Origin of the sequence: Variovorax sp. OV329 (genome assembly GCF_900114785.1) — a bacterium.
GTDB lineage: Bacteria > Pseudomonadota > Gammaproteobacteria > Burkholderiales > Burkholderiaceae_C > Variovorax.
The window spans coordinates 100,178-122,697 of sequence record NZ_FOUG01000020.1; the positions used below are offsets into that span (position 1 = coordinate 100,178).

Annotated in this window: 21 protein-coding genes; 4 read left to right on the forward strand and 17 right to left on the reverse strand. The window is 70.6% G+C overall.

From position 1 onward, the window contains the following. Window positions 1-415: 415 nt before the first annotated feature. The 6 genes from BM345_RS25350 to BM345_RS25375 all read right to left on the reverse strand — a co-directional run bounded on the left by BM345_RS25350 (window position 416) and on the right by BM345_RS25375 (window position 7,511). Window positions 416-1,726, reverse strand: a complete 1,311-nt coding sequence (locus BM345_RS25350; RefSeq protein ID WP_093385351.1) for a four-carbon acid sugar kinase family protein — start codon at window positions 1,724-1,726, stop codon at window positions 416-418. Further along, window positions 1,723-2,991, reverse strand: coding sequence for a ribulose-bisphosphate carboxylase large subunit family protein (locus BM345_RS25355; RefSeq protein ID WP_093385353.1), 1,269 nt, complete (start codon window positions 2,989-2,991; stop codon window positions 1,723-1,725). Before BM345_RS25355 ends, BM345_RS25350 begins: the two co-directional genes overlap by 4 nt. Further along, window positions 2,988-3,542, reverse strand: coding sequence for a VOC family protein (locus BM345_RS25360; protein ID WP_093385356.1), 555 nt, complete (start codon window positions 3,540-3,542; stop codon window positions 2,988-2,990). The genes BM345_RS25355 and BM345_RS25360 overlap by 4 nt, the downstream gene beginning before the upstream one ends. Before the next feature lie 57 nt (window positions 3,543-3,599). After that, a complete protein-coding gene (locus BM345_RS25365; RefSeq protein ID WP_093385413.1) occupies window positions 3,600-5,474 on the reverse strand; it encodes a TRAP transporter large permease in 1,875 nt (624 codons plus the stop codon). A 25-nt stretch (window positions 5,475-5,499) separates the two neighbouring features. After that, on the reverse strand, window positions 5,500-6,531 hold the full coding sequence (locus BM345_RS25370) for a TRAP transporter substrate-binding protein (protein ID WP_093385359.1): 1,032 nt from the start codon (window positions 6,529-6,531) through the stop codon (window positions 5,500-5,502). 170 nt (window positions 6,532-6,701) lie between these two features. Further along, on the reverse strand, window positions 6,702-7,511 hold the full coding sequence (locus BM345_RS25375) for an SDR family NAD(P)-dependent oxidoreductase (protein ID WP_093385361.1): 810 nt from the start codon (window positions 7,509-7,511) through the stop codon (window positions 6,702-6,704). Window positions 7,512-7,645: 134 nt separating this feature from the next. Here BM345_RS25375 and BM345_RS25380 point away from each other — a divergent pair, with 134 nt between their 5' ends. After that, complete coding sequence (locus tag BM345_RS25380) at window positions 7,646-8,680, forward strand: LacI family DNA-binding transcriptional regulator (RefSeq protein WP_093385364.1); 1,035 nt, start codon at window positions 7,646-7,648, stop codon at window positions 8,678-8,680. A gap of 323 nt (window positions 8,681-9,003) precedes the next feature. Here the strand turns inward: BM345_RS25380 and BM345_RS25385 are convergent, their stop codons facing one another. From BM345_RS25385 to BM345_RS25420, 8 genes are read right to left on the reverse strand one after another with little or no spacing between them, the layout of a single operon-like run. Continuing rightward, the gene (locus BM345_RS25385; protein ID WP_093385366.1) at window positions 9,004-9,975 is read right to left on the reverse strand and encodes a Bug family tripartite tricarboxylate transporter substrate binding protein; all 972 of its coding nucleotides are present in this window, start codon (window positions 9,973-9,975) and stop codon (window positions 9,004-9,006) included. Window positions 9,976-10,005: 30 nt separating this feature from the next. Beyond that, a complete protein-coding gene (locus tag BM345_RS25390) occupies window positions 10,006-11,433 on the reverse strand; it encodes an MmgE/PrpD family protein (RefSeq protein WP_093385369.1) in 1,428 nt (475 codons plus the stop codon). A gap of 10 nt (window positions 11,434-11,443) precedes the next feature. Continuing rightward, window positions 11,444-12,424, reverse strand: coding sequence for a Bug family tripartite tricarboxylate transporter substrate binding protein (locus BM345_RS25395; protein WP_093385372.1), 981 nt, complete (start codon window positions 12,422-12,424; stop codon window positions 11,444-11,446). A 35-nt stretch (window positions 12,425-12,459) separates the two neighbouring features. Next, a complete protein-coding gene (locus BM345_RS25400) occupies window positions 12,460-13,632 on the reverse strand; it encodes a 2-methylaconitate cis-trans isomerase PrpF family protein (RefSeq protein ID WP_093385415.1) in 1,173 nt (390 codons plus the stop codon). A 14-nt stretch (window positions 13,633-13,646) separates the two neighbouring features. Further along, on the reverse strand, window positions 13,647-14,627 hold the full coding sequence (locus tag BM345_RS25405) for a Bug family tripartite tricarboxylate transporter substrate binding protein (RefSeq protein ID WP_093385374.1): 981 nt from the start codon (window positions 14,625-14,627) through the stop codon (window positions 13,647-13,649). A 37-nt stretch (window positions 14,628-14,664) separates the two neighbouring features. Next, window positions 14,665-15,276, reverse strand: a complete 612-nt coding sequence (gene leuD, locus BM345_RS25410; RefSeq protein ID WP_093385377.1) for a 3-isopropylmalate dehydratase small subunit — start codon at window positions 15,274-15,276, stop codon at window positions 14,665-14,667. Between the two features lie 2 nt (window positions 15,277-15,278). Continuing rightward, window positions 15,279-16,691: a 3-isopropylmalate dehydratase large subunit gene (leuC, locus tag BM345_RS25415; protein WP_093385379.1), complete on the reverse strand. Its 1,413-nt coding sequence runs from the start codon at window positions 16,689-16,691 to the stop codon at window positions 15,279-15,281. Next, a complete protein-coding gene (locus tag BM345_RS25420) occupies window positions 16,688-17,566 on the reverse strand; it encodes an isocitrate lyase/PEP mutase family protein (protein WP_093385382.1) in 879 nt (292 codons plus the stop codon). Before BM345_RS25420 ends, leuC begins: the two co-directional genes overlap by 4 nt. Window positions 17,567-17,676: 110 nt before the next feature. On the opposite strand from BM345_RS25420, the gene BM345_RS25425 reads away from it, so the two are divergent. Continuing rightward, window positions 17,677-18,465 carry a GntR family transcriptional regulator gene (locus BM345_RS25425; RefSeq protein ID WP_254790010.1) on the forward strand — a complete coding sequence of 263 codons (789 nt, stop codon included), beginning with the start codon at window positions 17,677-17,679 and terminating at the stop codon, window positions 18,463-18,465. A gap of 36 nt (window positions 18,466-18,501) precedes the next feature. Here the strand turns inward: BM345_RS25425 and BM345_RS30300 are convergent, their stop codons facing one another. Both BM345_RS30300 and BM345_RS25430 read right to left on the reverse strand, forming a co-directional pair. After that, window positions 18,502-18,651 (reverse strand): hypothetical protein, encoded by a 150-nt coding sequence (locus BM345_RS30300; RefSeq protein ID WP_175545146.1) that lies wholly within the window; start codon window positions 18,649-18,651, stop codon window positions 18,502-18,504. Between the two features lie 25 nt (window positions 18,652-18,676). Next, window positions 18,677-20,233: a Na+/H+ antiporter gene (locus tag BM345_RS25430; protein ID WP_093385384.1), complete on the reverse strand. Its 1,557-nt coding sequence runs from the start codon at window positions 20,231-20,233 to the stop codon at window positions 18,677-18,679. A gap of 115 nt (window positions 20,234-20,348) precedes the next feature. Between BM345_RS25430 and BM345_RS30810 the strand changes: the two genes are divergently transcribed. Together BM345_RS30810 and BM345_RS25440 are read left to right on the forward strand one after the other, a co-directional pair. Next, window positions 20,349-21,911 (forward strand): caspase family protein, encoded by a 1,563-nt coding sequence (locus BM345_RS30810; protein ID WP_175545147.1) that lies wholly within the window; start codon window positions 20,349-20,351, stop codon window positions 21,909-21,911. 159 nt (window positions 21,912-22,070) lie between these two features. Next, the gene (locus BM345_RS25440) at window positions 22,071-22,331 is read left to right on the forward strand and encodes a hypothetical protein (protein ID WP_093385387.1); all 261 of its coding nucleotides are present in this window, start codon (window positions 22,071-22,073) and stop codon (window positions 22,329-22,331) included. Window positions 22,332-22,403: 72 nt separating this feature from the next. On the opposite strand, the gene BM345_RS29885 is transcribed toward BM345_RS25440, so the two are convergent. Further along, a partial coding sequence (locus BM345_RS29885; protein ID WP_139237613.1) for an aldehyde dehydrogenase family protein occupies window positions 22,404-22,520 on the reverse strand: 117 nt, incomplete at its 5' end.

A 22,520-nucleotide genomic window follows, 5' to 3' on the forward strand; every position in this document is an offset into this window, starting at 1 on the left:
CGCCGGCGGATGCACTCGGCAAGGTCGGGCTTCCACAGGACGCGGAGCACATGTTGCACTTGTCCGGACTCGACGGACCCTGCGGATGGCCATGGCCCGGTCCGCCGTCTTCCACGTGTTGTGTGTGGTCGTGGGCCTGGGCATCGTGTCCGGCGTGCGAGGCGGTGCCGGCGTGAGGCTCTTGCGCTGAGACGAGGTGCCCGCCGTGGCTCGGCGTGCCCGTCGGCCCGCAAACCATCGCAGCCGCCATCGCACCCCGTGCGGGAAGCAGCACGGCGAGCAGCAACAGGAGGCAGATGCGAAGCACTTTCACGGATGTCGAGTCAACGTAGACGAGCCAGATCAAGGGGTGGATCGGCATCCTAAACCTTGTCACTGTGGCAAGGTCAAGAAGAGATTTGCGTGGCGATCGACGCTACTTGGTGCCGGTGCCGAAGCCCGGGTGGCCGGCCACCAGCCGCTCGAACACATCCGCCCCGCCCATCTGGCCGCCCTTGAGCATCAGCTCAAGCCCGTCGAGCCGCGCATCGTCGCTGTGCAGCCGGCACAGCGGAACGCCGGGTGCGAGCAGGCCCTGGTAGGCCAGGGCCCAGGCATCGAGGGCGCGCACCGCCAGGCTGGAGGTGTCGCCGCCGGCGATGCCGACCCGGCGCACCTGCGGGGCCAGGCGCAGCGCTTCCTGCAGCAGCCGTCCGCCCGCCTCGGCCAGCGCGCCTGAATGCAGCTCGACGCGCGCGCCATCGGCCGCGACCGTGCAGGCCAGGGTGTGCCGGCCGGCCCGCAGCGTCGACGCGATCTGCCGCGCGGCGTCTGCGAGATAGCCGCCATCCCCGGCGGACAGGCGTTCGGCGGAAAGTCGAAGCACCTCGAAGGACCGCGCCGCAGCGACCTGGGCCGCCGTCACGGGCGACAGGCTGCCGGCCAGCACGAGCACGGGCCCTTCCGCGGCGGCGATGCCTGCGGGCTGCGGCGCAGGCTCCGGATGGATCGCGTGCGCCACCGCTTCCACCACGCTGCTCGGCCCCACTGCCAGCGCGGGTTGTCGTTGCGCCTGCGCCCACAACTGCCCGCCCAGCAAGGGCAGGTGCGCAGGCTCGGCCACGTCCCACAGCAGCGCGCCGTCGTGCTTCGCAGCGCGAAGGGACAGCGCCTCTTCGCCTTCGGCGTAGGCGGTCCACGGCACGAGCGCGATGCCCTCCAGCCCTTGCCGCGCCAGGTGCAGGCGCAGGTCGGCCTCGTTCATCGGCGTGACCGGATGCCGGCTCATGGTCGGATGCCGGTCGATGCGGAACACCTCGCCCTGCGTACCGGCTGCGGCGAACAGGTTGCCGAACAGGCAGTAGCGGCCCAGGTTGGGCTGGCCGCCGACGATGAAAAGCCGTGGCGTGCCGAGCGCCGGCGCCAGCGTGCGCACCGCCTCGCCGATGCTGCCCACCTGCGGCGCGCTGTCGAAGGTGGAGCAGGTCTTGTAGTGCAGCACGCGCGGCTTCAGCGCGCGCGCCAGTGCCGCCACCGGGGCCAGCTCCTTGCGCATCGCTTCCGGCGCCATCGAGCGCGCGGCACCGGCGATGCCGATGCAATCCAAAGGGCCGGCGGCTTCGAAGCGCTTCGCATCCGGCGTGCCCAGGAAGAGCAGGGTGCGCAACCCGGCGCGCGCCGCTGTGCCCAGCGCATCGGTCGCGCCGGTGAAGTCGTCGCCGTAGAAGAGCAGGGCGGGCGGTGTCATCTGCCGCCGAAGAAGCGCAGGGCCGCGGCCAGTTCGGGCGCATCGCGCGCCGCATCCTGCAGCGAGGTGCCCGCGCGCACCGCCGACCAGGCCTGCCGCAGGCTGGTCACGCCCGCTGCGGCACCGCCCGGGTGCGCCAGGATGCCGCCCCCGGCCATGAACAGCAGGTCGTCGCGGCCGATGGCCTGCCAGGTCGCGGGCACGGTGCCGGCCCACTGGCCGGAAGAGAAGGCAGGCAGCACCGCATCGTCCACGTTGCCCGTCAGTGGCGCGTAGCAGGCGCGTGCCGAAGCCACCACCTCCTCGTCGTCCTGCGCGAACTTGCCCTGCAGGCCGTGCACGTGCATGTGGTCCACGCCGGCCAGCCGCCACAGCGCCTGGTAGGCGTCGAAGCCCATGCCCAGCAGCGGATGGCGCGACATCGCGCCGTAGCCGTTGCGGTGGCCGTGCAGCGCCAGCGGCGTGCGGCGGCGCAGGGTCTGCACGGCGGAGAAGCCGCACCAGTTCAGGCTCACCATCACGCAGCTGCCGCCTTCGCGCTCCACCAGTTCGGCATGGCGCAGCATGGCCTCGGTCTCGTCGCTGATGTTGAAGGCCACCATGACATGCTTGCCGGTGCGCTCCTGGTGGGCGCGCACGGCGGCCATCACGGCGGGCACGCGCTCGGCGAGCGGAGCATGGTCGGGGTTGGCGCAGACCTCGTCGTCCTTGATGAAGTCCACGCCCGCGGCGCACAGGCGCGCGACCAGCGCGGCCGTGTCCTGCGCCGACATGCCGACGTTGGGCTTGAGGATGGTGCCCACCATGGCGCCCTGCGCCACGCCCGTCAGGCGCCGCGTGCCGGCGATGCCCTGCACCGGGAACTCGAAGCGCGCGCGGTAGGCCGCCGACACCTCCATGCTTTCCAGGCGCAGGCCGGTGACCTCGCCCAGGTCGTACAGGTTGCCGGCCACCGTCGCGGCCAGCGTGGGCAGGTTGGTGCCGATGTTCTCCACCGGGTAGGCGATGCGCACCCTGAAGCGGCGGTACGGGCCCTTCAAGCCCTTGCGCTGCAGCCATGCATTGGGCAGCGCGGGCTCTTCCACGCTTTCCAGCGGCTCGATGGCCTCGACCACCGCGCGGGCGCGTTCACGCAATGCATCGGTCTCGCCCTCGACGCGGGTGAAGGTGCCGCAGGACTGCTCGCCGGCCATCACCTCCGCCACGTCGGCGGGGGCCAGCGGCGTCTCGACCACGTAGGTGGCGCGCACGCGCTCGCGGCTCATAGCGTGTCCAGGTCGGGGAAGGGCCGCACCGGCTCGCGGCCGTCCCAGCCCTCGGCCGCCTCGCGGATCAGGCGGAAGAGCTTGCCCTTGGGCCCGGCCACTTCCGACAACTCGATGGTCGCACCGGGGTGGTAGCCGGCCTTGGCGTCGTGGTCCTCAAAGTAGACGAAGCGCCCGCGCTCGCCCACTTCACCGGCCATGCACACCTTGAAGCCGGCGGCTTCGGCACGCTTCAGGTCCTCGTCGAAGTGCTCGGTCCAGTAGGCGAAGTGCTGCGCGCCCACGTGGCCGGCCTGCTGGAAGTCGCGGTACATCGAGGGCACGTCGTTGCGCGTCTGCAGAAGTTCCACCTGCAGGCCGCCGGCGTTGGCCAGCGCCACCGAGTTGTGCGGCTCGTATCGCTCGCCGCGGTAGCTGTAGTTGTGGATCGGCACGCGCGGGTTGTAGAACCAGGGGCCCACGCCCAGCACGCGCGACCAGTAGTCCATGGCCGCCTCGATGTCGGGAACGAGATAGGCCACCTGGCGGATCTCGCCAAAGAATCTGCTCATTTGAGAATTGCCTTGAAGGGCCCCGCCGCGCGGGCGGGGCGTTGAGAAAGAAACGGGTTACTTGCTCAGGAAGCCGGTGGAGAACCACGGCACCGCCGCCACCAGCACCAGCCCGACCATCAGCGCCACCAGGTAGCCCCAGATCGGCCGCATGCCTTCCACCGGGTCCACCTTGCCGATGGCGCAGGCCGCGTAGTAGCCCACGCCGAAGGGCGGCGCGAACAGGCCCAGGCCCATCGACAGCACCACCACCATCGCGTAATGCACTTCGTGCACGCCGACGGCACGGGCAATGGGGAACATCAGCGGTCCGAACAGCACGATGGCTGGAATGCCTTCCAGCACGCTGCCCAGCACGATGAAGGCGACGACCGAGATCGCGATGAAGCCGGCCTTGCCGCCGGGCATCGCTTCCATGGCGGAGGCCAGGTCCTGCGCGAAGCCCGATTGCGTGAGGCCCCAGGCCATGCCGGTGGCCGCGCCGATGATGAAGATGATCGCGCCCGACAGCGCGGCCGTCTCGATCAGCATCGGCAACAAGCGCTTGAAATCGAACTGCCGGTAGAGGAACAGGCCGGCCAGCACCGAGTAGGCGATGCCGATGGTCGACACCTCGGTCGCAGTCGCCACGCCTTCCACCACCGCCGCGCGGATCACGAAGGGCAGGGCGACGGCCGGCAGCGCGTAGACGAAGGCCTTGCCGATCGCACGGCCGCTGGCGCGCTCCACGCCCGAGAGGTCCTCATTCCGGTAGCGCCAGTGCACGACAGCGCACAGCGCCGCGCCCAGCACCAGCCCCGGCACCAGGCCGCCGGTGAACAGGGCGGCGATCGACACGCCGGTCACCGAGCCGATGGTGATCAGCACGATGGACGGCGGAATGGTCTCGGTCTGCGCGCCGGTCGTCGACAGAAGCGCCACCAGGTCGCCCGGCTTGGCACCGCGCTTCTTCATCTCGGGGAACAGCACCGGCGCGATGGCCGCCATGTCCGCCGCCTTGGAGCCCGAGATGCCCGACACCAGGTACATGCCGCCGATCAGCACGTAGCTCAGGCCGCCGCGCACATGCCCAAGCAGGCTTGCGAGAAACTGCACCATGGCCTTGGCCATGCCCGTCATCTCGATCAGCAGGCCCAGGAAGACGAAGAGCGGAATCGCCAGCAGGATCAGGTGCGACATGCCTTCGTCCATGCGGCCCACCAGCACCAGCATCGGCGTCTTCGTCGTCAGCGCGAGAAAGCCGAAGGTGGCCAGCGCGAAGGAAAACGCGATCGGCACGCCCGCGAACACGCAGGCCCCCACCACGCCGCCGAAGAAGATCAGCAGGTTGAGCTTGCCCAGCGGCATCAGTACCGGTGCCATCCACCAGAAGATCGCGCACAGCACGCACACGAGCGCGAGCGCACCGAGCGTGCGTGCGGGCGTGCTCACGCGCAAGAGACGCAGCACGCTCACCAGCACCATCAGTGCCACGCCCACCGGCAGGGCCGAGGCGCGCCAGGCGTTGCTGATCTCCAGCGCCGGCGTGACCACGATGGCCTCTTCCGACGCGTAGTCGAAGGCCGGGTGCGCGATGAGCAGCAGGAAGGCCAGGGACGCCGCCAGCGCCAGCACGTCGAGGAAGGCGCGCACGCCCGGCGAGGCCTTGGCCACGAAGGCCGTCATGCGCATGTGCTCGCCGCGGCGCAGGGCCACCACCGCGCCCAGCATCGACATCCACAGGAACATGATGCCGGCCAGCTCGTCCGACCACACCAGTGGCGAGTGGAAGACATAGCGGGACACCACGCCCGCCAGCAGCACCACGATGTTGGCCAGCACCAGCCCGGCTGCCGGGATCTCGGTCAGCCGGCCCAGCCAGCGGTCCAGCGCATCGACGCCGGCGCGCCAGCCGGTGGCCGCCGCCGTCGGCTGAGCGCTCGCGCCATGCATGCCCATGGTCGGGGCTGCGTTCACTTCAGGACACCTTGCCGGCCGTGGCTTCGAGCAGGCTCCAGGCCTCGGCGCCGAACTTGTTCTTCCACTCGGCGTAGAAGCCGGACTTCTGCAGCTGCGCGCGGAAGCTGTCGGGCGCTGCGGTGTTGAAGGCCATGCCCTTGGCCGCCAGGTCCGCCTGCAGCGACTCGTTGAGCTTGCGCAGGTCTTCCCGCTGCTGCAGGCCGCCCTCGTTGAAGGCGCGCGACACGATGGTCTTCAGGTCGTCGGGCAGGCCCTTCCATGCGCGGCCGTTGACCACCAGGTGGTAGCCGTCCCAGCTGTGGTTGGTGACCGAGCAGAACTTCTGCACCTCGTAGAGCTTGGCCGTCTGCACGATGGCCAGCGGGTTCTCCTGCGCGTCCACCACCTTGGTCTGCAGGGCCGAGTACACCTCGGAGAACTGCAGGCTGGTGGGCGAGGCGCCCAGCGACTTGAACATGGAGATGCCCATGGGGCTCACCGGCACGCGGATCTTCAGGCCCTCCAGGTCGGCGGCGGTCTTGATCGCCTTGGTGCTGGTGGTGGTCTGGCGGAAGCCGTTGTCCCACATCTTGTCGAAGGTGTAGAGGCCGACCTTGGCGAAGGAGGCGCGGATCGCGTCGCCCAGCTTGCCATCCACCGCGCCCCACACCTGCTCGTAGTTGGAGAAGGCGAAGCCCACCGCCGTGATGGCGCTGATGGGCGCCAGGGTGGCGATCACCATGGTGCCGGGGTTGAAGATCTCCAGGCCGCCGCTGCGCACCTGCGCCAGCATGTCGGTGTCGCCGCCCAGCTGGTTGTTGGGGAAGACCTTGATCTCCATGCGCCCGTTGCTTTCCTTGGCGATGCGGGCCGCCACCTCGTTGGCGCGCACGTTCAGCGGATGGGTCACCGGCAGGTTGTTGCCGAACTTGAAGCTGAACTCCGGCGCGGCATGCGCCAGGCGCGGCAGGGCGCTGACCAGGCCGGCGGCCGGCAGCGCGGAAAAGCTGCGCAGCAGGCTGCGGCGGCTGAAAAGAGGCGATTGGCTCATGTCTTGTCTCCTGTCTTTTGTCGTCGTTGAAGTCGTCTGGCCGTCGATGAAGAGGCCGGCGCGTGTTGTTGTGTGCCGATGGTCTGCGCCGCCCGGGAAAGATAGGGCGGCCGCACATCGGGCGCAAACGGCAAGTCTGATGGGTTTTGATGGACCCTGCAGAAAGGCGCTCAGTTGCAGCGCACGTGCATGCCGCCGTCCACCAGCAGCTCCACGCCGTTGACGTAGCGCGCCTCGTCCGAGGCCAGGAACACCGCCGCGTTGGCCACGTCCCAGCCGTCGCCCATGCGCCCGGTGGGCGAGAGCTTGTGGCGCGCGGCCACCATCTCCTCGGTGCTCGGGTAGAAGCCCGAGATCTGCTTGTAGATGTGGGGCGTGTCCATCACGCCCGGCAGGATGCAGTTGGCGCGGATGCCCTTGGCCGCGTACTGCAGTGCCACGCTCTGGGTGAGCGAGTTCACCGCGCCCTTGGAGGCGGCATAGGCGCAGTAGGCGTAGCCCGTCCACCGCACGCCGCCCAGCGCGCCGATGTTGACGATGGCGCCGCGGCCCTGCGCCTCCATCAGCGGCAGCACCGCCTTGCAGGTGAGGAACATGCTCTTCACGTTCACCGTCATCACGCGGTCCCAGGTCTCCTCGCTGGTTTCCACCGGGCCGCCCTGGGAGGTGATGCCGACGTTGTTGTGCAGGATGTCGACCTGGCCGTAGCTCTCCAGCGCCACCGCCACCGCGTGCTGCACCTGCTCGTAGGCCGTCACGTCCGCCGCCACCGCCTGGGAGGCGAAGCCTTCGCCGCGGATCAGCTCGCAGGTGGCCTGGGCCAGCGCCGCATCGCGATCCACGGCCACAACCTTCGCGCCGTGGCGCGCATAGGCCACGGCGGCCGCCTTGCCGTTGCCCCAGCCCTCGCCGGCCGCGCCTGCGCCGAACACGAGGGCCACGCGGCCCTTCAATCTTTCGCTCGTCGTCCTGGTCTCCATCGATGCTCCTGATGCGTCCTAAGTTGCCGCGGCATGGCTTGCCGCGGACAGGGTGCTTACGTTAGGCTCGCGGCCCGTCGGCACCAAGCCGGCAGCCTGATGGTTTTTGATGGAATGATGGAGACAGACCTGCAATGACGCGCAGCCTTCCGGGCGTGGCCGACGTGGCCCGCCTCGCCGGCGTGTCCACCGCCACGGTGGACCGCGTGCTGCACCGCCGCCCCGGCGTGCGGCAGGCCACGGTGCAGCGCGTGGTGCAGGCCGCGGCCGAACTGGACTATCTCCCGCGCCAGGAGCTGCATGCCGCGCTCGCGCCCGAGCCCATGCAGCTGCTCTTCGTGCTGCCCGACCGCAGCAGCCGCTTCCTGCGCATGCTGGGCGAATGGGTGGGCTACTCGCAAGAGCACTGGGCGCCCTTCAACGTCAACTGCAAGACCGCCTTCATCCAGAGCTTCGACCCCGAGGCGCTGGCCGCCCTGCTGCGCCGACGCGGCCAGCGGGTGGACGGCGTGGCCTTCATGGCGCTGGAGCATCCGCTGGTGCGCGAGGCGGTGGACCGCCTCGCCGAGCAGGGCGTGCCCTCGATCACGCTGGTGTCGGACCTCTCGCATTCGCAGCGCGTGGCCTACGTGGGCCTGGACAACCGCGCCGCAGGCCGCACCGCGGCCTACCTCATCGGCCGCTTCCTCGGCCCGGCGCGGCGCGCCAAGGTGGCGATGATCGCGGGGTCCCTGAGCTACCGCGCCCACGAGGAGCGCGAGGCCGGCTTCATGCAACTGCTGGCCGAGCAGTACCCGCAGCTGCAGGTGCTGGACCTGCGCGAGGGCTACGACGACGAGCGCACCAACTACCGCCAGACCCGCGCCATGCTGGAGCAGCACACCGACCTGGCCGCCATCTACAACATCGGCGGCGGGGCGGAAGGCGTGGGCCGGGCGTTGAAGGAAAGCGGGCTGGAACACCGCGTGGTGTTCATCGGACACGGCCTCACGCCCGACACGCGGGCCCTGCTCATCGACGGCACCATGGACGCGGTCATCAACCAGAGCCCGCAGAGTGCCATCCTCACCTGCGTGCGCATCTTCACCAATCTGCGCGACCGGCGCGACATGATGTCGGGCGTGGAAGCCACGCGCAGCCAGGTCATCTTCAGGGAAAACCTGCCCTAGCTGCGGCTCAAGGGCGTTGCGGGAAGCGCGAATTCCGCGGGTGATCCCTGAGTGCCCCGGCCCCGGCTTGCCTTAGCCTGTGGGCATCGAGAACAAAACGCGAGAGACAAGAATGCATAGTGCGATTGCAGTTCTGGCCGTGGGTCTGGTTCTGGCCTGCGTGGGTTCGCTGGCGTATGTGGTGCGCCAGCACAAGGTGCAGCAAGCGGCGCTTGCGAAGGAAGACGGGCAGGCGCCCGGTCGATAGGCCCTTCGCGCCTTCTCTCTCGTCCCGGCCCGCCGCGATCTGGCGGGCTTTGCTTTTGCGCGCGTCGCGCGTGCGCTCACTCCGCGACCATGTCGAGGTCCTTCGCCATCTTGCCGAGACGCGCGGTCTCGCTGTCGACGAAGGCGTTGAACTGCACGCGGTTGCCCACCATCGGCTCGGAGTTGCGGGCCGCCATGTTGGCGCGCTCGCCGGGCGTCGTGACAAAGGCCTGAACCGCGGCGTTGATCCGGTCGAGCACCGCGGGCGGCGTTCCCTTGGGTGCGAACAAGCCCAGCCAGTGCGTCATGCGGATGGCGGGGAAGCCCGCCTCCGCCGTGGTCGGTACGTCGGGCAGCTGCGCCATGCGCTTGTCGGAGGCCACCGCCAGCATCCTCAGCTTGCCGGCCTTGCCCAGGTTCACCAGCGCCACGCTGGGCACGTCCGACAGCACCTGCACCTGGTGCGAACTGAGCGCCAGGCTGGTCTCGCCGCTGCCCTTGTACTGGACGAATGTGAAGGGCACGCCCAGCGCGGCCTTCATCATCTCGCCCGAGAAGTGGCCGGTGCTGCCCACGCCGGTGGTGCCGAAGAAGATGCCCTTGGGATCGGCCTTGGCGTGTGCCTGCAGCTCGGCCAGCGTCTTCACGCCGATGTCGGGGTCGGCCACGATCAGCGAGGGTGAGAAGGACACGCCGCTGACCGGCACCAGCTCGCTGGCTGCATAGGGCAGCTTGCGGTGGATCAGCGGATTGATGAGCGTGCCGTTGGCGCCGGCCAGCAGCGTGTAGCCGTCGGCGGGCGACTTGGCCACCAGGTCCGCGCCGATCACGCCGCCGGCGCCGGGCTTGTTGTCCACCACCACCGGCTGGCCCAGCGCCTTGGACAGGCCCTCGGCGATGGCGCGTGCGCTCTCGTCGCCCGCGCCGCCGGGCGCGTAGGGCGCCACGATGCGGATGGGCTTGGCGGGCCACGCACCCTGCGCGAAGGCCGCGTTGCCCAGGGCAAGGCCGACGACGGCGGCGATGGCGAGGTGTTGGATGGCTGGCATGGTCTTGTCTCCGGGTCTCGTTCTTGAACTTCAGTCGAAGGCGGGCCGCACCACGGGCGCGAGCAGCGCGATGAGCTCGCGCACGTCCTTCACGTCTTCCAGCCCCAGCGTCATCTCCTCGATGGCGCGCTGGCGCGGCGCGTCGACGAGCCCGTCGGTGAGGCTGCGGAACTTGGCGGCCACGCCGGCCGTGTCCTGCGGCTTCTCGATCACGCGGGAGCTGGCGCGCTCGGCCACGATGCGCTGGCCGTCGGTGAAGGTCACGGCCACGCGGGTCTGGCCGCGCTTCATCATTCCGCCGGCATCGAAGGCCGGGTCATGCCGCACCTCCACCTTGGGCAGCAGCGCCCACACGTCGTCCGCATCGATGCGCGCCGGCGAGAACTGGCGCACCATCGCCGCGCCGTCGATGGCCGCCACCGACAGCGCATAGCCGATGTTCATCTGCGCGCCGATGGGCGTGAGCGGGCGCTCGGGCACCCACCAGCCGTGGTGGAAGACGGCGTGCGACACCTCGCATTCGATCTTCGCGATCTCGGCGGGCACGAGCGCTCTCTTCGCCGCCACGTCGAAGAGAGCGTCCAGCGGCGAGTGGATGCCACCCATGGCCGCGTAGGGCTTGATGACGATGCGCTCCACCTCCCAGCGCTCGCCCAGGCCGCTGGTGATCTGCGAGGCGTCGGGCTCGTGGCCCTCGCCGAAGGTCGAAAGGAAGCCGCCGTAGGGCCGCTCGAACACCCGCTTGATGCCGGTGTAGCCGCCCTCGGCCAGCACCGCTGCGTACAGGCCGTTGCGCGCCGAGAAGCCGTGGTGCATGCGCTTGCACATGGCCTCGTACTGCGCCGCCATCAGCCCGGCCGACTGCGTGCCGGCCAGGCCCAGCGCATCCTCGAAGCGCGCCGGGTCCAGCCCCATCAGCTTGCCCACCGCCGCGGCCGCCGCGTGCGTGCCGAACACCGAGCCCGAATGCCAGCCGCGCGACAGCATCTGCGCTCCGTGCAGTGCCATGCCCACGCGCGGGCCCACCTCGTAGCCTGCCAGCGCGGCTTCGAGAAAGCGCCGGCCGCTGGCCTTCGTGCCTTCGCCCTCGGCCGCGGCCCACAGCGCGGGCAGCACGATGGAGGCGCTGTGCAGCGGCCCCAGCGGGTGGTAGTCGTCCAGCTCGAAGCCCTGGATGAAGGTGCCGTTGAGCAGCGCGGCCGCCGGCGCGCTGGTGGTGGCGCCCCAGCCCACGATGCTGCGCTCGCCCGCGCCCTCGAAGCGCAGCACGATGTCCACCGCGGTGCGCGACCACGGCAGCTGCGCGCCGACGATGGCGCAGCCGATGCCGTCCAGCGTGAGTGCCTTGGCGCGTTCGCGCGCCGAGGCCGGGGCGTGGTCCAGGGAGAAGCCGGCGAGCCAGTCGCACAACTGGCCGGTGGGGCCGCTCGGGTCGGTAGCGGGATGGGTGATCGTCATCGCCCTTCCTTCAGTCGATCTGCACGCCGGCGTCGTTGACGGCCTGGCCCCACTTGCGGATCTCGCTCTGCAGGAAGCGCCCGAACTCGTCCGGCGTGGTGATGGCCAGGTCGCTGCCGGTCGCGCGAATCGACTCCTTGATCTCCGGGGCCGCCGAGGCGCGCTGGATCGCGTCGTGCAGCGCCTTCACCGTGGCCGGCGGCGTGCCGGCTGGCGCAAGAAAGCCCACCCACGAGCTGATGTCGAAGCCCTTGAGCCCCTGCTCGTCCACCGTGGGCACGTCCGGCAGCTGCGGATTGCGCTTCGCGCTGGAGATCGCCAGCGGCTTGAGCTTGCCCGCCTTCACCTGCGGCAGTACCGTGGCGAGCGCGTCGAACATCATCGGCACCTGCCCGGCGATCACGTCGTTGATGGCGGCTGGCGAGCCCTTGTAGGGCACGTGGTTGAGCTTCAGGCCGGCCTGGCGCTCGAACACCACCATCGCCAGGTGCGCCGTGATGCCGTTGCCGCCCGAGGCGAAGTCCACCTTGCCGGGCCGCGCCTTCGCGTACTCGATCAGCTCCTTGAGGTTGTTCGGCCCGAAGGTGGGCGTGGCCACCAGCAGCAGCGCGCCGGTGCTGACCTGGGCGATGGGCGCGAAGTCCTTGATCGTATCGTAGGGCAGCTTCTTGTAGAGGGTGGGGTTGATGGTCATCTGCCCCAGCGTGCCCAGCAGGAGGGTGGTGCCGTCCGGCGCACTGCGCTTCACCTCCTGCGCGCCCAGGCTGCCGTTGGCGCCGGGGCGGTTGTCGACGATCACCGGTTGGCCGATCTCCTTGCTCAGGGCCGCGGCGAAGTTGCGCGCGACGATGTCCACCGTCTGGCCGGCGGGGTAGCCAACGACGATGCGCACGGGCCGCGTCGGCAGGGCGTTCTGCGCGAAGGCGGGAGCGGCCAGCGTGAAGGCGGCCAGCGCTGCCAGTGCGCTGCGGCGCGAAAGGATGGGGGGCATGTCTTGTCTCCGTCGGTTGTCGAATGGAATGAAGTTCAGCCTGCGTCGCGCGGCACGTACACCGTGCCCGCCATCAGCCGGCGCGCGGTGCGCTGCAGGCCCAGTGCGTCGAAGCGGGTCGCGGCCGGCGTGTCGCCGGCGCGGGCGATCACCTTCACCGTCATCACGCCCAGTGGATGGCCGATGCGCAGCGTGTCGGTGCAACTGCGCTCGCCCACGGCCGCGTTCACCAGCGTGCCGGGCACGCGCGAGGCGGCGGCGGTGCACATGGAGCCGGTGCCGGCCATGCTGTCGTGGCACTTGCCGAGAAACACCAGCCGCGCGCGCAGGTCGCAGTCGGCGGCCTTCACCGTCTCTCGGTTGGTGTCGACGTAGTCGGCCGGCGGCGCCACCATCACGGCCAGCGGCAGGCCAGGCAGGTGCACGTCCTTCCAGTGCTTGTAGAGGCCGATGCGCTCGCCCGCCTTGGCCTGGATCTCGCCGATGGCCTCGATCAGCGCGCGGTCGGCGCTGATGTCCGGCGGCAACTCGCTGCCCGACAGCCCCAGCGAACTGGCGGCGATGAGCACGCAGGGCGTGGCCGCGTCGACGATGGAGACCTCGAAGCGCCGCCCGTCCTCCAGCGCGATGGTGTCCACTGGCTGGCCAGTGGGCAGCAGCTTGCCGGTCTTGGCGCCCAGCGTGTCGGTGTAGTCCATCAGGATCTCGGCGCCGGTGCCCGGCACGCCGGCGATGGCACAGTCGCCCAGCACGCGCGCCCTGCCGTGCTTCACCTGCACCTTCGACACCAGCAGCGTGCCGGTGTTGGTGTTGTGGATGCGCACGGTGGTGATGGGCTCCGCCGCCTCGACCAGCCCCTCGTCGATGGCGAAGGGCGCCACGGCCGAGGAGATGTTGCCGCAGTTGGCGTCGTAGCCGATCCGGTCGCGCTCCACGTCGGCCTGCGCGAAGGTGTAGTCCACGTCGGCGTCGGTGCGGTCGGACTTTCTGATCATCGCGATCTTCGAGGTGACCAGGCGCGAGCCGCCCATGCCGTCGATCTGCAGCACGTCGGGCGTGCCCATCGCCCGCTTGAGGAAGCGGTCGCGCGCCGCACCGGGTGGCGGCACGTCGGCCTCGTGGAAGAACAGGGCCTTGCTGGTGCCGCCGCGCATCAGCACGCAGGGCACGCCGATCTGCTCGTCGTCGTGGTCGTGGAGGGTGTTCATGGCCGGGTCCTTCTTCATTCGAGCGGGTACAGCTTCACCAGCGCATCCATGCGCGCGCTGTCCTCGCGGATCTGGGCGGCGAATTCGGCGGGCGAGTTCACCAGTGGCTCGGCGCCGGCGGCGGCGATGGTCTTCTGGACGTCGGGGTCCTTCACCGCCTCGTGGAGTGCCGAGACAATGCCCTGCGTCACGCTGGCCGGCGTGCCCTGCGGCGCGAAGAGGCCATACCAGGTCACCGACTGGAACTGCGGGAAGCCGGCCTCGGCGGTGGTGGGCACTTCGGGCAAGGCAGCCGCGCGCTTCTTTCCCTGCGTGGCGAGGATCTTCAGCGTGCCCGCCTTGTAGTGCGGCAGCGCGGCGGTGATGCCGGTGAAGGCCATGTTCACGTTGTTGGCGATCATGTCGGTGACGATGGCGCCGGTCCCCTTGTAGTTCACGACGATCAGGTTCGGGATGCCGGCCTCGGCCGCCAGTTGCCGGGCCGAGATGCGCGCCAGGCTCTCGCCGCTGGCGATGGAGCAGGGCGTGCTCGCGCTCTTGCAGTAGCCGACCAGTTCGGCCAGCGTCTTCGCCGGCACCTTGGCGCTGGCCACGATGGCGGCCGGCGAGATCGACACCGCCGTCACCGGCGTGAGGCGCGCGAGCGGGTCCACGCCCTTGAGGCCCGGCACGTGCCTGGTGACCACGATGGAGGGCACCTGCAGCAGCAGCGTGTAGCCGTCGGGCTTGGCCTCCATCACGCGGCGGGTGCCGATCAGGCCGTCGGCCCCGGGCATGTTCTCCACCACCACCGGCTGGCCCCACAGCTCGCCCAGGCGGCGCGCCACGGCGCGTGCGGTGGCGTCGGTGCCGCCGCCGGGGGTGTAGGGCACGACGAGCGAGACGGGGTGGTCGGGCTTCCAGGCCGGCTGTGCCTGGGCTTGCGGGGTGAGCATGGCGGCGGCCAGCGCAGCGGCCGCCAGGGGCCAGCGGAGGCGCCTGCTTTCTGAATTCATGAGTCCTGTCTCCGTGTTCTTGTGCGTGTTCGATGTGTCAGCGTGCCGGCCAGGCCCAGGGGCGCCGCAGCCGGTCGGCCGCTTGCCATTCGCGGATCAGCGCATCGTCCTTGAGCGTGAGGCCGATGTCGTCCAGGCCCTGCAGCAGCGCATCGCGGCGCAGCGGGTCGACCTCGAAGGCGCGCATGCCGGCCGCCGGGTGGGTGAGGGTGCAGGCCTGCAGGTCCACCGTGAGCGGCGAGCCGTCGGCGCAGGCGCGCGCGATGGCCTCGATCTGTTCGGGCGGCAGGCGGATCGCCAGCATGCCGTTCTGAAAGCAGTTGTTGAAGAAGATGTCGCCGAAGCTGGGCGCGATCACGCAGCGGATGCCCATGCCCATCAACGCCCACACCGCGCCTTCGCGCGAGGAGCCGCAGCCGAAGTTCTCGCCGGCCAGCAGCACGGGTGCGCCGCGGAAGGCCGGCTGGTTGAGCACGAAGTCCGGGTTCTCGCCGCCGTCCTCCCGGTAGCGCAGCGCCTCCATGGCGAAGGGGCCCAGCTCGGTGCGCGCCAGCGTGGTGAGTCGCTCGATGCGCACGATCACGTCGGTGTCGACATTGGCACGCGGCAGGTGCGCAGCGGCACCGGTGACGCAGAGGAAGGGTTGCATGCTCATGCCACTGCTCCCAGCGATTCGACGTCGCAGATCACGCCGGCAATGGCGGCGGCTGCTGCCATCGCCGGACTGGCGAGATGGGTGCGCGCGCCGGGCCCCTGGCGGCCCACGAAGTTGCGGTTGGAAGTGGAGACCGATCGCTGCTGCGGCGGCACCTGCTCGCCGTTGGCGGCCACGCACATGCTGCAGCCCGGCTCGCGCCAGGAGAAGCCCGCGGCCTCGAAAACATCGCGAAGGCCTTCGGCCTCGGCCGCGCGCTTCACGTTCTCGGACCCTGGCACGACCCAGGCGTTCACGCCCGCTGCCACCGTGCGCCCGCGCGCCACCTCGGCGGCCGCGCGCAGGTCCGACAGCCGCGCGTTCGCGCAGGAGCCGATGAAGACCCAGTCCACGTGCGTGCCGGCGATCGCCTGGCCGGCCTGCAGGCCCATGTAGTCGAGCGCGGCGCGCAGGGTGTCGCGCTGCGCATCGCTTGCGGCGGCCAGCGGGTCGGGCACGCGGCCGTCGATGGCGATGGCGTGCTCGGGGCTGGTGCCCCAGGTGATGGTGGGGCGCACCTCGCCCGCGTCGAACACTTCCTCGCGGTCGAAGCGCGCGCCCTCGTCGCTGTGCAACTCGCGCCATTGCGCCACGGCGGCATCGAAGCCGGCGCCCTGCGGCGCGAAGGGGCGGCCGCGCAGGTAGTCGAAGGTGCGCTGGTCCGGCGCCACCAGGCCGAAGCGCGCGCCCAGTTCCACCGAGAGGTTGCACAGCGTGAGGCGGCCTTCCACTTCCATCGCCTCGATGGCCGGGCCGGCGAACTCGATCGCGTGGCCCACGCCGGCGGCGGCGCCCAGCCGGCCGATGATGTGCAGCGCCAGATCCTTGGCGCTGACGCCGGCGCGCAGCCGGCCCTCGACGCGCACGCGCAGCTGCCGGGGCTTGTGCTGGCGCAGCGTCTGCGTGGCCAGGGCGTGGGTGCTCTCGGACGAGCCCACGCCGAATGCCATCGCGCCCAGGCCGCCGTTGGTGCAGGTGTGGCTGTCGCCGCAGATCACGGTGAGGCCCGGCAGCACGATGCCCAGCTCCGGCCCCATCACGTGCACGATGCCCTGGCCGCTCTCGCCCAGGTCGAACAGGCGCACGTTCATCTTCTGGCTGAGCTGCTTGAGCCCCGCATGCAGCCTGCCGCCCAGCGGGAAGGTGGTGGCCACGCGGCCGGGCTGGCTGGACACGGCGTGGTCCGGCGTGGCGAACACCAGCTCCGCGTTGTGCAGCGGCAGGCCGCGCGCCGCCACCTCGCCCAGCGCGGGCGGGCCCGACAGGTCGTGCAGCAGGTGGCGGTCGATGTGCAGCAGCGCCCAGCCATCGCCCAGCTCGCGCACCACGTGCGCGTCCCAGAGCTTGTCGAAGAGGGTGCGCGCTCTCATTTCTTCTGCTCCATGGTGGCGCCGGCGTTGAAGCGGGTGCGCAGCGCGTCCCACTCGTCGGCGCCGAAGCGGCGGAAGGTCTGCGCCACGCTGTGCGTCACGTTGGGCGCCTGGTGGGTGCGCTTGAGTTCGGCCAGTGCGGCGTCGCCCGCCTCGATGGTGGCCTTGAGCATCAGGCCGGGGAGGATCGCGAGCCGGTAGCCCATCTCCTCGGCCTGTCGCAGGTCGAAGATCGGCGTGCGGCCGCCGGGCACCACGTTGAGCAGGCAGGGGCCTTTCACCTGCTTCGGCACGGCGGCGACTTCCTCGACCGTCTGCGTGGCCTCGACGAAGGCCATGTCGGCGCCGGCGTCCAGCGCGGCATTGGCTCGCCACACGGCCTCGTCCAGCGACAGCATGGCACGCGCGTCGGTGCGGGCGATGACCACGAAGTCCTGGGTGCGGCGCGCTTCCACGGCGGCGCGGACCTTGGAGACGAAGTCCTGGCGAGAGATCACTTCCTTGCCGTCGAGGTGGCCGCAGCGCTTGGGCGAGACCTGGTCCTCGATGTGGATGGCGGCCACGCCGCGCGACTCGTACTCGCGCACGGTGCGCGTCACGTTCAGCTCGTTGCCGTAGCCGGTGTCTGCGTCGGCGATCAGGGGCACGGAAATCGAGCGCGCCATCGTGGCGGCGTTGCCCACCATCTCGCCCATGTCCAGCAGGCCGAAGTCGGGAAAGCCGCGCGCGGCCGAGGTGCCGGCGCCGGTCATGTAGACGGCCGGGAAGCCGGCCTGCTCGATCAGCCGCGCACCGATCGCGTCGTAGGCGCCTGGGGCGATGACCATGCCGGGCGCGGCCAGCAGCTGTCGAAGATGGGAGGCGGGGTGGCTCATGGGGTTGTTTCGTTACGTCGTCCTGTTGTACTAACGATAGCACAACATAACAACAAGTCAACCCGGCTATGCTCCACCCCATGAACACGGCGTCCTCTCCGGCCAATCCCATGAACAGCGCGCGCGGCACGGCCCTGCACCGGCAGATCTTCCTGGTGCTGCGCGACGAGATCTCGCGCGGCCTCTTCGCGGGCGGCGCGTTGCCGAACGAGGAGCAGCTGTGCGAGCGTTTCGGCGTCTCGCGCATCACCGTGCGCCGCGCCCTGGGCGACCTGGCGGCCCTGGGGCTGGTGGAGCGCCGGCACGGCCGCGGCACCTTCGTGCGCGGCGACGCTGTGACGCCCTGGCGGCCTTCGCCTTCCCTCAGCGTGATCGACAGCCTGCGCAAGACCGCCACCGAGACGGTGGTGCGCGTGCTCGACGTGGTGCAGACCGTGCCGCCGGCCGACGTGGCGCGCCTGCTGGAACTGGCGCCCGCCGAGAAGGCGGTGCATGCGCTGCGCGTGCGCTCCAATCGCGACGGCCGCCCGGCCATGCTCACCGACGCCTGGGTGCCGGTGCACGTGGGCAAGCGCGCCACGGAGGCGGCGCTGAAGAAGCGCGCGCTCTACGAGATCCTGATGGACCAGGGCGTGAAGTTCGGCCGCGTGGTGCAGGAGTTCAGCGCCACCGTGGCCGACCCTCAGCGCGCCGGTCTGCTGCAGACCGAGGTGGGCAGCCCGCTGCTCAAGCTGGTGCGGCTGATGCACGACCTGGACGACCGCCCGGTGCTGCACCTCACGGCCCACATGGTGGCCGAGCGGGCCAGCATCCTCATGGAGATTCCCGCCGCCACCGTCAACACGCTGACGGCCGGGCGCATCGTGCTGGACGCGCCGGGGTCGGGCAACCCGGACTGATCGCGCCGGTGCCCCGGCAGTGAGCGGTAGCGTCGCTCAGGGCGAGTCGACCTTCTCGTACATCTCGACCTGGCAGTCCCAGGTGCCGGGCTGGGTCGCGCACACGCCGTAGCCGGGAGGCGGGCGGTAGCCGGTGCAGGCGCCGAGCACGCAGGTCAACAGGCAGGCACAAAGAAGTCTCGTCATGCCTGGATTCTGACGCGTGCCGGGCCTATCGTGTGCCGCCCGCGCTCAGCTCCGCCCAGTCCAGTTCGCGCACCAGCACGCGGTAGGCGTCGTCGCCGATGACCTCGCCCTGCCGCAGCTCGAAGGCCCGCTGGCGCGCGGCGGCGATGGCGCGGCGGCGCAGCGGGCCGCCGGGCACTTCTTCCAGCGGCGCGTCGGCATCGTGGGTGGCGTTCAGGTCCACCACCGCGGCGTACTCCTTGCGCAGCAGCTTGGCGGCCAGGCTGTCCTCGTCGCGGATGGCCTCGATCAGCGCGCCGTAGGCGTGCGTGCGCGCCAGGCGGATCTCGCGGCCCACCGGGTCGTCGTCGCGCAGGCCGAAGGCGCGGATCAGCGGCCCCATCGTCAGTCCCTGCAGCACCAGCGTGCCCAGCACCACCGCGAAGGCGCACAGCAGGATGAGGTCGCGGTGCGGGAAGGGCGCGCCCCCGGGCAGCGTCTCCGGAATCGCGAAGGCCGCCGCCAGCGTGACGATGCCGCGCATGCCGGCCCAGGAGAGCACGATGCCGCTGCCCAGCGTGGGCCGCGCCACCTCGGCTGGTTGCCCCCTCAGCCTCCAGCGCTTGAAGGCGTGGTAGACGAACACCCAGGCAAAGCGCGCCAGGATGGTCGCTGCGAGCACCGCCAGCGCCGTGGCCACCGCGCCCGACTGCGTCCCGCTGGCCTCCAGCCGCTGCCAGATGGGGCGCAGCTGCATGCCGATCAGCACGAAGGCGAAGGCGTTGAGCACGAAGACCACGATCTCCCACGCGGCGAAGATGGGCACGCGCATGCGCGCGGGCATGTCGCGGCTGCCGTTGCGCGCCACCGTCATCGCGTAGGCCACCAGCGTGAGGATGCCCGACAGGCCGATCGCCTCGGCCGCGATCCAGACCGCGAAGGTGAAGGCGAACTGGACGATCAGCGTGATCGGCACGTCCTGCATGCCGCGCAGCACCGGCTGCAGCAACCGGGCGAGCAGCACGCCGGCGGCCAGGCTGCCGACCACCGTGAGCAGCAGCACTGGCACGAAGGCGCCGGGACTCAGCTGCCCGGCCAGCATGGCCATGATGGCCAGCCGGTAGACGAGCAGCGCGCTGGCGTCGTTGAGCAGGCTCTCGCCCTCCAGGATCTTGAGCAGCTTGTGCGGCAGCCCGACCTGCCGCATCACTGCGGTGGCGGCCGCGGCATCCGGCGGTGCCACGATGGCGCCCAGGGCGATGGCGATGGGCCAGGGCAGGTCGGGCACCAGCCAGCGCGCCACCAGCGCCACCGCGACGACCGTGGTCCCCACCGCGGCGATCACCAGGCCGGCCACCGGCCGCCAGTTGCGGCGCAGGTCGCGCAGCGAGGTGTCGTAGGCCGCGTCGACCAGCACCGGCGCGACGAAGAGCGTCAGCGCCAGGTGCGGGTCCAGCGTCCAGTTGGGGCTGGACGGCACGAAGGCCAGTGCGGCGCCGCCGAGCGCCAGGAAGGTGGGGTAGGGCGCGCCGACCCGCTGCGCGAGCGCCGCCAGCAGCGCCGCGCCGAGCAGCAGCGCGATGATCCATTCGAAGGTGGCCATGTGTTGTTGTGTGGGTGGTGTGGGAGGCCGGGGTGCGCATTGTGGCGAGATGCCGCGCCACGTGCACGCGGCCGCGCACTTGCATCATGCGTGCCGTCGGCCCATATTGCGCCCCATGACCGCCCCTTCCCGCGCCCATCTTCTGGCCGCTACGCGGGCAGGGCTGTGCGCCTTGCTGCTGCTCGCCGGCGCGCTGGCGATGGTGGGCTGGCCCGGCATCGCGCAGGCTCAGGCGCAGGCCGGCGCGCAGAAGCGCATTGCGCTGGTGATCGGCAACGCCCGCTATCCCAAGCTTCCGCTGACCAATCCGGAGAACGATGCGCGCCTCATCGCGTCGCGGCTGCGCGCGCTGGGCTTCCAGGTCAACGAGCAGTACAACCTCGGCGTGGTGCAGTTCCGGCGCGTGCTGCGCGACTACGCCAAGGAGGTGCAGCAGGACGACGCGATCGCCGTGCTGTACTACGCCGGCCACGGCGTGCAGATCGACGGGCGCAACTTCCTGTTGCCGGTGGACGTCAACCTGCGCGACCAGGAGGAGGTGAAGGACCAGTCGGTGGACATCGACGAGCTGTTCATCGGCCGCATCGACAAGGTGGGCTCCTTTCCGCGCATCGTGATCCTCGATGCCTGCCGCAACAACCCCTTCGCCGGCAAGACGCGAAACATCCGCACGGCCGGCGGCCTGGCCGAGATGGGCGCGCGCGGCACGCTGATCGCGTTTGCGTCGGCCCCTGGCGCCGCTGCGGAGGACGGCCCCGACGGCGGCAACAGCGTCTACAGCAAGAGCCTGGCCGAGGAGATGATGACGCCGGGCATCGAGGTGGAGCAGATGTTCAAGAACGTGCGCGTGCGCGTGCTGCGCGACACCGCCGGGCGGCAGCTGCCCTGGGTGAATACCTCGTTGACCTCGGACTTCAGCTTCAACGCCCAGGGGCAAGGCGCACGGCTGGCGGGCGCCTCGCCATCGCCGGCGCGGCCGGCGGCACCTGCGACCGGCGCTGCTGCGCCGCGGGCCTCCGGGCCGCCGCCCAAGGACATCGAAACCGCACTCGAGAACGCGCGCCGCGAGCGCGACTCCGTCGGCGCGGCTGCGGCCGGCGGGCCAGCCGCAACGCCTTCGCCGGCCGCCAGCGCCGCCGCGCCGCCGTCCGTGGCGCCGCCGGGCGCTCCTGCAGCCACCGCGCCGGCACCTGCCGCGGCCATTCCGCTCAACCCACCCGCCGCATCGCCGCCACCTGCCGCCCCCCCGCCGCCCGTGGTGGCGCTCGCGCCGCCGGTGGCCACGCCATTGCCCGCATCGCCGTCGGCCGGCGCACGGCAGCAGCAGACCTACCTGGCGCGCGACGAGCTGAAGCAGTCGCTGATCGGCAAGTCGCACAGCTTCGAGGACGGGGGGCCGCAGGAGGTGCAGCGCTGGGAGCTGCGCGACAGCGGCCTCGTCTACTACAACAGCCAGGCCGTGGGCCGGGCCGGCGTGAACGGCTCGGGCCGCTGGGAGCTCAAGGACGACGGCAGCCTGTGCGTGCGCTTCAACACCGCGCCGCCGATGCAGCCCAACCAGGCGCGCCGTCCTGACAGCGGCTGCTGGCAGTTCTATCGCGACGGCCAGAAGCTGATGCGCGCCAGCGTCGCCGGCACGCCGGGCCTGCCGCAGGTGGAGATCCTCAACCTGCGCTGAGCGCTTACGCGCAAAAGCGCGAGTCATCCCCTCGATGAGTGTTGTTCCGAAGCGCGGGCCGCCCTAACTTGGAGGCCCTGGCGTGGCGGTGCCGCCATCCGGGTGCATGCCTGATGGCATGCACCACTCCTTCTCGAGACACCGCGACAAGGAGCGAGCATGCCGTCCTTCCAGACACTTCTTCCGCTGGCCGCCGCCCTGGCGATAGCCGCCGCGGGCTGCGACGAGCCGCAGTCCCATCCGTTGACCTTGATGCATGCCGCCTCCAGTGCCGAAGGCGACGGCCAGCAGGCGCAGGCGGCCTTCGCCGAGGGCACGCTGCGCGAGCAGCTGATCTATTTCGGCGAGCGCTTCTCGCGCGAGCAGCGGGCGCTGTCGGAACAGCCGCGCCCCATCGATCCGCAGTCCCCCACCTTCTGATCGACAGGGCGCGCCCATGAAAAAAGGCGCGGCTCGCGCCGCGCCTTTCATGCCTTGCGGGTCAGGACGGATTCAGACCGCCATGATCGACACGGCCTTGGCCACCAGGTAGGCCTCCATGGCCTCGGGGCCGCCTTCGGAGCCGTAGCCCGAATCCTTCACGCCGCCGAAGGGCATCTCGGGCGTGGG

What these genes read in the sequence shown, in the direction of transcription:
- BM345_RS25350 (WP_093385351.1), bottom strand. Translation starts at nt 1,726, where the DNA reads ATGACACCGCCCGCCCTGCTCTTCTACGGCGACGACTTCACCGGCGCG.
- BM345_RS25355 (WP_093385353.1), bottom strand. Translation starts at nt 2,991, where the DNA reads ATGAGCCGCGAGCGCGTGCGCGCCACCTACGTGGTCGAGACGCCGCTG.
- BM345_RS25360 (WP_093385356.1), bottom strand. Translation starts at nt 3,542, where the DNA reads ATGAGCAGATTCTTTGGCGAGATCCGCCAGGTGGCCTATCTCGTTCCC.
- BM345_RS25365 (WP_093385413.1), bottom strand. Translation starts at nt 5,474, where the DNA reads ATGCATGGCGCGAGCGCTCAGCCGACGGCGGCGGCCACCGGCTGGCGC.
- BM345_RS25370 (WP_093385359.1), bottom strand. Translation starts at nt 6,531, where the DNA reads ATGAGCCAATCGCCTCTTTTCAGCCGCCGCAGCCTGCTGCGCAGCTTT.
- BM345_RS25375 (WP_093385361.1), bottom strand. Translation starts at nt 7,511, where the DNA reads ATGGAGACCAGGACGACGAGCGAAAGATTGAAGGGCCGCGTGGCCCTC.
- BM345_RS25380 (WP_093385364.1), top strand. Translation starts at nt 7,646, where the DNA reads ATGACGCGCAGCCTTCCGGGCGTGGCCGACGTGGCCCGCCTCGCCGGC.
- BM345_RS25385 (WP_093385366.1), bottom strand. Translation starts at nt 9,975, where the DNA reads ATGCCAGCCATCCAACACCTCGCCATCGCCGCCGTCGTCGGCCTTGCC.
- BM345_RS25390 (WP_093385369.1), bottom strand. Translation starts at nt 11,433, where the DNA reads ATGACGATCACCCATCCCGCTACCGACCCGAGCGGCCCCACCGGCCAG.
- BM345_RS25395 (WP_093385372.1), bottom strand. Translation starts at nt 12,424, where the DNA reads ATGCCCCCCATCCTTTCGCGCCGCAGCGCACTGGCAGCGCTGGCCGCC.
- BM345_RS25400 (WP_093385415.1), bottom strand. Translation starts at nt 13,632, where the DNA reads ATGAACACCCTCCACGACCACGACGACGAGCAGATCGGCGTGCCCTGC.
- BM345_RS25405 (WP_093385374.1), bottom strand. Translation starts at nt 14,627, where the DNA reads ATGAATTCAGAAAGCAGGCGCCTCCGCTGGCCCCTGGCGGCCGCTGCG.
- leuD (WP_093385377.1), bottom strand. Translation starts at nt 15,276, where the DNA reads ATGCAACCCTTCCTCTGCGTCACCGGTGCCGCTGCGCACCTGCCGCGT.
- leuC (WP_093385379.1), bottom strand. Translation starts at nt 16,691, where the DNA reads ATGAGAGCGCGCACCCTCTTCGACAAGCTCTGGGACGCGCACGTGGTG.
- BM345_RS25420 (WP_093385382.1), bottom strand. Translation starts at nt 17,566, where the DNA reads ATGAGCCACCCCGCCTCCCATCTTCGACAGCTGCTGGCCGCGCCCGGC.
- BM345_RS25425 (WP_254790010.1), top strand. Translation starts at nt 17,677, where the DNA reads ATGAACAGCGCGCGCGGCACGGCCCTGCACCGGCAGATCTTCCTGGTG.
- BM345_RS30300 (WP_175545146.1), bottom strand. Translation starts at nt 18,651, where the DNA reads ATGACGAGACTTCTTTGTGCCTGCCTGTTGACCTGCGTGCTCGGCGCC.
- BM345_RS25430 (WP_093385384.1), bottom strand. Translation starts at nt 20,233, where the DNA reads ATGGCCACCTTCGAATGGATCATCGCGCTGCTGCTCGGCGCGGCGCTG.
- BM345_RS30810 (WP_175545147.1), top strand. Translation starts at nt 20,349, where the DNA reads ATGACCGCCCCTTCCCGCGCCCATCTTCTGGCCGCTACGCGGGCAGGG.
- BM345_RS25440 (WP_093385387.1), top strand. Translation starts at nt 22,071, where the DNA reads ATGCCGTCCTTCCAGACACTTCTTCCGCTGGCCGCCGCCCTGGCGATA.